Here is a 7,050-nt window from a genome sequence, read left to right as displayed (position 1 = left end):
GGCGGGGCGCTGGGCGCTGATTGGGGGGCCGCTGCGCCGCCCGGGGGTGAGCGGCGTCAGCGGGCGGTGTGGGGGATGGGTGCCACACCGGGGGTGCGGGGGACGGCCGGCCCCGTCGGGGGCGGGGCCCTTGCCTGGACATGAGCATACGACTTTTTGGCGCGATGTGCCAATAAGGCACGGAACGACAAAACCGGGCTATGCTGACAAAATGACCACCCGTCCAGGTCGGCCTCCGCTGACCGAGCGGCGCAAGGAGGCCACCCGGCTCGACATCGCCCGTGCGGCCGTGCAATTGTTCACCGCCAAGGGGGTCACCGCGACGACCGCGGAGGAGATCGCTGCGGCGGCAGGCATCTCGGTGCGCACGCTCTGGCGGTACTTTCCGTCGAAGGAAAGCTGTGTGATGCCTCTCCTCACCACCGGCGCGGAGGGGCTCGCGCACGTGATCCGGGCGTGGCCGAGCGGAGCCGGCATGGGCGAGCTCATCGAAGGGATTCGTGCCCTGCGTGGACAGGTCACCAACACGGCCACCCTGGTCGCCCTTGTCCGGTTGACGCGCAAGGACCCGCAGCTGCGCGGAATGTGGCTACAGGCACACGCGGAGGCCGAGCGGGTCTTCGCCGCCGCGCTCGGCGAACGAGCCGGACAGCCGGCCGAGAGCCTGCCCATCCGGGTGCAGGCAGCGATGATCGACGGTGCCATCCGGGCGGCCGTGGAGTTTCACGCCTGGCACGCGCCGGACGACGAGATCGATGAAGGGCTTGTCGATGCCGTGCGGATCGCGCTGGGCACCGCAGCCAAAGGCGTGACCTAACGGAGCGCGGGCAGGAGCTCCCGCTCGGCGAAGTCGAGGAAGTCCCGCTGGGTTTGCCCGCCGATCTGCACCAGCGCCACGTGAGTAAACCCGGCGTCGATGAACTTGGTGATCGCATCGATGTGGCGCTTGGCATCCGGCCCGCACGTGATCTGCTGAGCCACCTGCTCCTCGGTCACGGCCGCGCTGGCCGAGCCGAACGCGCGCGGATCGGGCAGCTCCGCGTTCACCGGCCAGCCCAGCCCGAACCAGCGGAACTGCTCGTGCGCCAGCCGCACGCACCGCTGCTCATCCGGCCCGTAGCAGATCGCGACCTGTCCATATTTTGGCTTGCCCGCCCCGCCCTCGGCCTCGAACTCCGACACCAGCTCCGCCTTGGGCTCCGTGGCAATCATCACGTCGGCGTAGGTGCCCGCGAGCGCGCACGAGTCCGGACCGGAAACCGCGACCCCGATCGGCACCCCGTTGGTCGGCCGATCCCACAGGTATGCCTCGGGCACTTCATAAAAGTCGCCCGAATAGGTCAGGCGATCACCCTGCAGCAGCGAGTGGATGATCTCCAATGCCTCGGCGAACCGCGCGTGCCGCTCGGTCCGGTGTGGCCATCCGCCGGACACATGCTCGTTGAGGTTTTCGCCCGACCCGAGCCCGAGGATAAACCGGCCCTCCGACAACAGGCCCACCGTCGCGGCCTTCTGTGCCACGACGGCCGGGTGGTACCGCTGGATCGGGCAGGTCACGAACGACATCAGCCCCATCCGCTCGGTCGCGTGGGCCACCGCACCCAGCACCGCCCACGCGTAAGGCGAATGCCCCTGCTCCTCCAGCCACGGGTAGTAATGATCCGAGCAGACCGCGAAGTCGAACCCCGCGCGCTCGGCCCCCAAGGCGTCATCCACCAACTGCCGAGGCGAACTCTGCTCACTCATCAAGGTGTATCCGATCTGAGCCATATGATCGCTTTGCCACGATGTGAGATCAACTAACCTGTCGCCATGGAGAAGAACTCCGGCACCGACGCGCTCACCCGACAGGTGTGCGACGCGATCCTGGCCCGCTTCCCCGACGCCGTGGTCACCCAAGACAAAGAAACCATGGGATTTGGTACCGCGCCCGGCTACAAAGGCCTGGTCTTCACCGTCATCCCGGCCCGCGCCCACGTGACGCTCGGCATCGCGCACGGCGCGAGCCTGCCCGACCCGGCCGGGCTCATGGAGGGCGATGGCAAGGTACACCGCCACGTGAAGATCCGGGCCGCCGAGGATCTGCGGCGGCCCGAACTTCTCGACCTGATGGACGCCGCGCTACGCGCGCTAGACCAGGCAACGGTTGGTCAGGGTGGTGCTGCTGAGCCGGAACGTCTCCCACGCGCCCACTGACGTCGCCCGTGCCCGCAGGTTGCCGAACCGGCTGCCGGTCGAGCCGTTTTCCGCGGTGACGAACCGGTTGTTGGCCAGCGACAGGAACGCGACGCCCCCGGTCACCCGATAACAGCGGAACTTCTCCCACGCGCCCCAGCTCGTGGTGCGTGCCCGCAGCAAGCCCTGATCGGGGGCGGGGTAGCTGACTTCGGCGGTCACCCACTCGCCCTCTGCCGCCTGGATGCCGAAAATGCTGTCGTCCGGCGCGTCTGGGCAGAACCAATACCGCTCCCACTCTCCTTCCTGCGCGGCACGCGCCCGGAGCCGGTGGTCGCTGCCGTATTCGGTGGACACGAGCAGGTTGCTGTGCACCGACGTGATGGTCGTCTGGCCGACGCACCACGTCGGGTCGGCGTGCGCGGGTGCGGCGGCCACGAAGCTTGTCGCCGACGCGGTGATGACGAGGATCAGCGATGCCGCTGCGGCTCGAATTGCTGGTCTCATTGCCTAAGACCTCCGGTCTGGATGGTTTTGACGCATCGTCCCGCCCGCGATCTCCGATCCGTCATCAGTTGATCACAGGGGTGCCGTGCATGATTGGTGGCATGACGTCCGCGACGCACATGCATTCGGTGCCGGCCGTGGTGAAGGCGGATCCGTGTGCGACGGCGTCCGCGCTGCCGCACCCGCGCCTTCGGCCCTATGTCGTTGGCTATTCCTGTTTCAGCTCGGCCCAGGCGGTGCGCCATCGCGTGCTCCCGCTCAATCTCGTCGTGCTCATCGTCGACCTGTCCGGTGCGAGCCGCCTGGTCACCGGACCGCGCACGGTGGCGACCACCGAGGGCGAGACCACGTGGTGGCACGGTGTCTCGATTGGACTGACGCCCGCCGGTGTGCTTGCCCTGCTTGGTGTTCCGATGCCCGAGCTGGTCGAGGGCAGCGTGCGCCTGGCCGACGTGCTCGGCTCCCGCCGCGAGGCCGAGCTGGCCGAGCGCCTCGCCGCCGCGCCCGGCTGGGCGGACCGATTCGCCGTGCTGGACGATGAACTGTGCCGTTGGCTGCCGGCCGAACCGCACCACGACAGGCTTCTCCTGCGCGCATGGCATCGCCTGCAGCAGCCCACCGGCCGCATGCGCGTCGCCGACATCGCCGACGAGCTGTCGGTCAGCAAACGCTATCTGCAAACGAGATTTCAGCGGGAGATCGGTCTCGGGCCCAAAACAGTGGCGCGGATCGCCCGCTTCCAGCGCTCCGTCTTCCTGCTCGCGCAACATGAAAGCCTGCTCACCATCGCCTCCGATTGCGGCTATGCCGACCAGGCCCATTTTCAACGCGACGTGCGCGCCATGGCCGGGCTCACGCCCACCAAACTGTGCGCATTCCTTCAATATCGGGAGTTTGCCGTCCGTTAAGCTTGCCACCCATGAGGCTCAACGGAAAGACGGCCATCGTCACCGGTGGATCGCGGGGGATCGGACGGGCGATCGTGCAGCGCCTGGCGGCCGACGGCGCGCGGGTCGTCTACTCGTACCAGAAAAATAAGCCGGAAGATGAAATCCCAGGCACGGTAGGGGTTCGCGCGGATCAGGAGGACATAGCCTCGCTCGCCACCCTCTTCGAACCGGTCCGCGAATCCGGTTTGGACATTCTCGTCAACAACGCTGCCGTCATCGGCGCCCGGTCGATCGCCGACATGACCGCTGAAGAGTTCGACCGCGTGATGACCGTCAATGCCAAGTTTCCGTTGCTGGCCATGCGGGAGGCGGCCGCGCTGATGCGGGACAACGGCCGCATCGTCAACATTTCGACCCTCAACACCGTCGTGCCCGCGCCCACGATAGCCCTCTACTGCGCGAGCAAGGCCGCGCTGGAGCAGTTTACGGCGGTGGCGGCGCGTGAGTTCGGACCGCGCGGCATCACCGTCAACACGGTCTCGCCGGGCGCCACCGACACCGACATGCTGCGCGGCGCCAATCCGCCCGAGGCGCTTGAGCGCAGCGCCGCGATGACGGCGCTGCAACGGCTCGGCACGCCCGACGACATCGCGGCCGTGGTCGCGTTCCTGGCCGGGCCCGACGGGCAATGGGTCACCGGCCAAAATATCCGCGCCACCGGGGGTCTGCTGGTCTAACCGGCCCGGGAACGCGGCGGGTGCCGCTGGAAACGCCGATGGGCTTGTCAAGCCGAGCGCGGTACCTAAATCGGATGTACGATAAACCACGCCATCAGTCCTTCCTTTTTGGACATAACCCCACGTAGGGAGGAACATGACTCAGAGTGTTACTCGGCGTGCTTTCCTGGCAGCCGGAGTGCTCACGGTTGCGGGCTGCGGCGGCGTCTCCACCAGTGGCACCGGTGAGGAGGGCGCGGTCGACTTCCTGTCCACGCAGTTCCTCCCGGTGGAGGAGCGGCAGCGGTTCGAAAAGATCCTGTCCGACCACGTCAAGTCCGCTAAGGTGGGCTTCAACCCGGTGGACCAGAGCGCGTTCGCCGCCACCGTGCAGGCCCAGGCCGACGCCAACCGCATGCAGCTGAGCCTGCTCGGCGGGCTGCACGGAGACCTTGCCCCGCAACGCGACCGGCTGTCCGATCTGGACGACCTGCTTGGCGGGCTCGGCGACCGCCAGTTCCCCGGCGAGCTCACCACGCTGGCCCGGCTCGGCGGCTCCACCGTCAAATACATCCCGTGGATGCAGGCCACCTACCTGCTCGCGGTCAACAAGAAGGCGCTGCAGTGGCTGCCGTCCGGGGCCAAGGTCGACGACCTGACCTACGACCAGCTGCTGGCCTGGGCCACGGCCGCCAAGGCGGGCAACGGCGGCAAGCCGGTGTTCGGCATCCCGGCCGGGGCCAAGGGGCTCTATCACCGGTTCTTCCAAGGGTTCCTGCTGCCGAGCTTCACCGGCGGTCAGATCACCACGTTCCGCAGCCCCGAGGCCGCGACGGCGTGGGATTACATGAAGCAGCTGTGGGCGCAGAGCGCGCCCGCGTCCACCAACTACGACTTCATGCAGGAGCCGCTGGAGCGCGGCGAGGTGCTCATCGCCTTCGACCACGTGGCCCGGCTGATCAACGCGCCCAAGTCCAAACCGGACGACTGGCTGATGGTGCCCGCCCCGCGCGGGCCCAAGGGGCGCGGATACATGTTGGTGGTGGCAGGGCTGGCCATCCCCAAGGGCGCGCCGCAGGCCGACAAGGCCAAAGAGGTCATCAAGGCGCTCACCACCGCACAGGTGCAGATCGAGGTGTTGCGGCAGAACGCCTTCTTCCCGGTGTCCAAAGCAGACCTCCCCGGCGACCTGCCCGCGCCCATCGCGCTGGAAGCGGCCGGGGTCAAGGCGCAGCAGGGTTCGTCCGGCACCATCGTCTCGCTGCCGCCGGTCGGGCTCGGCACCAAGGACGGTGAGGTCGGCCAGATCTTCAAGAACTGCTTCAAGGAGATCTGCCTCGACGGCCGGCCGGTGCAGGGCGTGCTCGACGCCCAGGCGGCCAAGCTCAACGCGATCCTCGACGAAGTGAAGGTGCCGTGCTGGGCGCCCGATCCCGCGGGCGCGCCATGCAAAGTGGCATGAGGAAGCCACTGCTGCTGATAGCGCCGTCATTGCTGTTCATGACGGCGCTGTTCGCATGGCCGCTGGCGGCCGGCATCGGGCAGGCGCTCGACCAGCCGGGCGCGTTCTCACGCATGCTCGACGATCCATACTTCTGGCCGGCCGCGCGCAACACCGGTCTGCTCATCGTGGTGCTGATCCCGCTGCAGTTCGCGTTCGCGCTCACCATGGCGCTGCTGCTGCGGGAGCGGCCGCGGCTGTCCGGGCTGTACTTCTTCCTGTGGGTGATCCCGCTCGCGGTCAGCGACCTGGCGGCCGGGCTGGTGTGGCTGTCGGTGTTCACCGATCGCGGATACCTCAACTCCTTCCTCGAATACCTTGGATTTTCCGGGTACCCCTGGCTCTCGCACGAAAACCAGGCCTCCATGTTCGTGGCCGTGGTGATCGCCGAGCTGTGGCGGGCCACCTCGCTGGTGTTCGTCATCATCGTGGCCGGATTGCAGGGCATACCAAGGGATTACGACGAGGCGGCCGCGGTGTTCGGCGCGGGATACCTGCGGCGGCTGTGGCATGTCGTGCTGCCGCAGCTCAAGCCCAGCCTGCAGGTGGCGCTGATCCTGCGCACGATCCTCGCGCTGGAGACGTTCGCGGTCGCGCAGGCGCTCACCGGGCGCAACCTGCCGCTGCTCGTCGGTGAGACGTACCAGTGGTACTCGGTGCTGCAAAATCCGGCGGTGGCCACGGCCATCGCGCTCGTGGTGCTGGCCCTGTCGATGCTCGCGGCGGCCGGCTATCTGCACCTGATGCGGGAGCGCACATGAGACGGATGGGGGTGCAGCTCGCTTGTGTGCTCATCACGCTGTTCATGGCCGTCCCGCTCTATCTGGTGACGCTCGCGGCGTTCTCCAGCCGTGAGTCGCTCAACCGGTTCCCGCTGTCGCTGCTGCCCACCGATGTGTCGACCGAGACGCTCGGGCGGTTCCTCAACTCCACCGGGGTCGTGGGTGGGTTCCTCAACTCGCTGATGGTCGGGCTCGGCACGGTGGTCGTGTCGTTGGCGGTCGGCGTGCCGGCGGGATATGCGGTCGCGCGCTACGCGTTCCGGGGCAGGCAGCCCTATCAGCTGTTCCTGTTGCTCACCCGGGCGCTGCCGATCGTCGTGCTGTCCGTGCCGCTGGCGCGCATCTTCCTGGTGACCGGGCTCTACGACACGACCTATGCGGTCACCCTGTTGCACAGCACGCTTGCCCTGCCCACCACGGTGCTCATCACGGCGGCGGTTTTCGTTGCCGTGCCACGCGACCACGAGGAGGCGGCCTGG

General features: G+C 67.7%; 9 protein-coding genes. 7 read left to right on the top strand and 2 right to left on the bottom strand.

Annotated elements, in window-relative coordinates:
• Positions 1 to 211: 211 nt before the first annotated feature.
• Entirely contained in the window at positions 212 to 817 is a 606-nt protein-coding gene (locus tag DM816_RS38960) for a TetR/AcrR family transcriptional regulator (protein ID WP_117215501.1), read from the top strand.
• On the opposite strand, the gene DM816_RS38955 is transcribed toward DM816_RS38960, so the two are convergent.
• On the bottom strand, positions 814 to 1,770 hold the full coding sequence (locus DM816_RS38955; protein ID WP_117215500.1) for a TIGR03557 family F420-dependent LLM class oxidoreductase: 957 nt from the start codon (positions 1,768 to 1,770) through the stop codon (positions 814 to 816). The two genes, DM816_RS38960 and DM816_RS38955, sit on opposite strands and share 4 nt — an antisense overlap.
• A 42-nt stretch (positions 1,771 to 1,812) precedes the next feature.
• Here DM816_RS38955 and DM816_RS38950 point away from each other — a divergent pair, with 42 nt between their 5' ends.
• Positions 1,813 to 2,196: a DUF1801 domain-containing protein gene (locus DM816_RS38950; RefSeq protein WP_117215499.1), complete on the top strand. Its 384-nt coding sequence runs from the start codon at positions 1,813 to 1,815 to the stop codon at positions 2,194 to 2,196.
• Here DM816_RS38950 and DM816_RS38945 read toward each other — a convergent pair.
• Positions 2,131 to 2,682 (bottom strand): fascin domain-containing protein, encoded by a 552-nt coding sequence (locus DM816_RS38945; protein WP_117215498.1) that lies wholly within the window; start codon positions 2,680 to 2,682, stop codon positions 2,131 to 2,133. The genes DM816_RS38950 and DM816_RS38945 overlap by 66 nt on opposite strands.
• Positions 2,683 to 2,783: 101 nt before the next feature.
• On the opposite strand from DM816_RS38945, the gene DM816_RS38940 reads away from it, so the two are divergent.
• The 5 genes from DM816_RS38940 to DM816_RS38920 form a co-directional block, all read left to right on the top strand.
• Positions 2,784 to 3,590, top strand: a complete 807-nt coding sequence (locus DM816_RS38940; RefSeq protein ID WP_117215497.1) for a helix-turn-helix transcriptional regulator — start codon at positions 2,784 to 2,786, stop codon at positions 3,588 to 3,590.
• Between the two features lie 11 nt (positions 3,591 to 3,601).
• Entirely contained in the window at positions 3,602 to 4,309 is a 708-nt protein-coding gene (locus DM816_RS38935) for an SDR family oxidoreductase (RefSeq protein ID WP_117215496.1), read from the top strand.
• Between the two features lie 136 nt (positions 4,310 to 4,445).
• Positions 4,446 to 5,750, top strand: a complete 1,305-nt coding sequence (locus DM816_RS38930) for an ABC transporter substrate-binding protein (RefSeq protein ID WP_117215495.1) — start codon at positions 4,446 to 4,448, stop codon at positions 5,748 to 5,750.
• Positions 5,747 to 6,550: a carbohydrate ABC transporter permease gene (locus DM816_RS38925; RefSeq protein ID WP_211589044.1), complete on the top strand. Its 804-nt coding sequence runs from the start codon at positions 5,747 to 5,749 to the stop codon at positions 6,548 to 6,550. The genes DM816_RS38930 and DM816_RS38925 overlap by 4 nt, the downstream gene beginning before the upstream one ends.
• On the top strand, positions 6,547 to 7,050 hold a 504-nt coding region (locus tag DM816_RS38920), incomplete at its 3' end, for a carbohydrate ABC transporter permease (RefSeq protein ID WP_162908283.1). The genes DM816_RS38925 and DM816_RS38920, both read left to right, overlap by 4 nt.

It is taken from the genome of Allorhizocola rhizosphaerae (genome assembly GCF_003426775.1).
Classification (GTDB): Bacteria; Actinomycetota; Actinomycetes; order Mycobacteriales; family Micromonosporaceae; genus Allorhizocola; species Allorhizocola rhizosphaerae.
The sequence above is the reverse complement of the archived record's forward strand: the minus strand, read 5'-3'. Positions and strand labels throughout refer to the sequence as shown.

Bases quoted from the DNA above. Each gene is read 5' to 3' on its own strand.
- DM816_RS38960 (WP_117215501.1), top strand. From the start codon at position 212: ATGACCACCCGTCCAGGTCGGCCTCCGCTGACCGAGCGGCGCAAGGAG.
- DM816_RS38955 (WP_117215500.1), bottom strand. From the start codon at position 1,770: ATGGCTCAGATCGGATACACCTTGATGAGTGAGCAGAGTTCGCCTCGG.
- DM816_RS38950 (WP_117215499.1), top strand. From the start codon at position 1,813: ATGGAGAAGAACTCCGGCACCGACGCGCTCACCCGACAGGTGTGCGAC.
- DM816_RS38945 (WP_117215498.1), bottom strand. From the start codon at position 2,682: ATGAGACCAGCAATTCGAGCCGCAGCGGCATCGCTGATCCTCGTCATC.
- DM816_RS38940 (WP_117215497.1), top strand. From the start codon at position 2,784: ATGACGTCCGCGACGCACATGCATTCGGTGCCGGCCGTGGTGAAGGCG.
- DM816_RS38935 (WP_117215496.1), top strand. From the start codon at position 3,602: ATGAGGCTCAACGGAAAGACGGCCATCGTCACCGGTGGATCGCGGGGG.
- DM816_RS38930 (WP_117215495.1), top strand. From the start codon at position 4,446: ATGACTCAGAGTGTTACTCGGCGTGCTTTCCTGGCAGCCGGAGTGCTC.
- DM816_RS38925 (WP_211589044.1), top strand. From the start codon at position 5,747: ATGAGGAAGCCACTGCTGCTGATAGCGCCGTCATTGCTGTTCATGACG.